Source organism: Pseudomonas sp. 300 (genome assembly GCF_055803035.1).
In genome coordinates, this window is the sequence record NZ_JAVLRV010000002.1 from 99,504 (window position 1) to 101,112 (window position 1,609).

The 1,609-nt window shown below is 58.2% G+C and carries 1 protein-coding gene; it reads right to left on the bottom strand.

The window, feature by feature from the left end; translation table 11 throughout:
- Positions 1 to 11 precede the first annotated feature (11 nt).
- A complete protein-coding gene (locus tag Q7W83_RS06535; RefSeq protein WP_150630967.1) occupies positions 12 to 1,265 on the bottom strand; it encodes an OprD family porin in 1,254 nt (417 codons plus the stop codon).
- Positions 1,266 to 1,609: the final 344 nt, after the last annotated feature.

Consider the following 1,609-nt stretch of genomic DNA (forward strand, 5'->3'; position numbering starts at 1 on the left):
GATGGTGAGGTTTACAAAAGGCTGATCGGATAGCTGACGATCAACCGGTTCTCGTCGAACTCGTTGTTGCTGTAGTCGCGGCGCATGGTTGAGTTGCGCCATTTGACGTTCAGGTCCTTCAGCGCACCGCTCTGCACGGTGTAGCCCAGTTCACTTTCGCGGCCCCATTCCTTGCCATCGGTGACGGTGCCGGTGTGCACGTTTTCGCCGCTGATGTAGCGGTTCATCAGGGTCAGACCCGGTACACCGAGTGCGGCGAAGTTGTAGTCGTGGCGCAGCTGCCAGGATTTTTCCCGGGCGTTGTCATAGCTCGAGTTGTAGCTGTCGTTGGCCAGCGTGCCGCCGCTGGTGCCGTTGACCCGCATCCAGGCGCTGTCGCCGGTGAGTTTTTGCAGACCGACATAGAAGGTGTTGCCGCCGTACTTGGCCGAGAACAACCCCGACCAGGTCTTGTTGTCCAGATCGCCAGCGCGAGCGCTGCCGTCTTCCTTGCCATAGAAAAATCCGAGGTTGGCGCCCAGGGTCCAGTCGCCAATGGGTTGGCTGTGGGTCAGGTTGACGTATTGCTGGCTGTAGATGTCCTTGAGTTCGGCGTTCCACAGGCCGATCTGGGTGCGCTTCTCGTTGAACAGATATTCGCCCCCCTGGAAGTTGAAGCGGTCTGAGGTGAAGGCCGCTTTGCCGGTCATCGACATGTCGCTCATGCTGCTGTCGTCACGCGGGCTGTTCTGGCGGAACTGGCCGCCGTAGAGCGTCAGGCCGTTGATTTCCTTTGAGGTGATCTGGCCGCCACGGAAGGTTTGTGGCAGTGAGCGCCCATCGTCCGAACGCAGGATCGGCAGCACTGGCATCCATTCGCCGACCTTCACTTCGGTCTGCGACAACTTCGCTTTGAACGCTACGTTGGTGCGACCGAAGTGGTCTGCCGGACGGCCATCGTGGTCCAGCGGCAGCAGTTGCGTGCCGCCGGTGCCTTTGCCGCCGTCGAGTTTTACCGAGTACAGCCCGAGCACGTCCATGCCGAAGCCGACGGTGCCTTGAGTGAACCCGGACTTGGCGTCGAGGATGAAACTTTGCGTCCACTCTTCAGCCTTGCCCTGCGCCTTGGTCGGGTTGGTGAAGTTGCGGTTGATGTAGAAGTTGCGCAGGTTCAGGTTGACCTTGGCACCCTCGACAAAACCGGACTCTTCGGCTGTGGCGGGCAGGGCGGCGCCGGCCAGTGCGATGGCAATCAGGCTGGGAACGAAATAAGTGGAAGGCGTCATGGGCTGGGTCTCTCTGATTCTTGGAGATGAAACGGGGTGATGCCGCAACCGTCGGGTTGCAGACAAAAGATTCAAATTCAAATGTAACGGGCGAGATCAGCCGGACAGGGCAGGGCGCGGGGGCATGGTGTCGAACCTGTTGTTATTGGTTTTGTGTGGCTAATGGTGCGGGGAATTAACTAGATGGTTCAATTGGTGGGAGCGGGTTTTGGGCGATAATCGAACGTAAGATTGGCGAGGGGTTTGTGTTGTCCGTATTGCCAGCACAACGTTTCCCGCCGCCAACAAAAATCTATGGTCACCCCCATTTTTGCAATACTGATTAACGGATGGTGTGGTTGGTT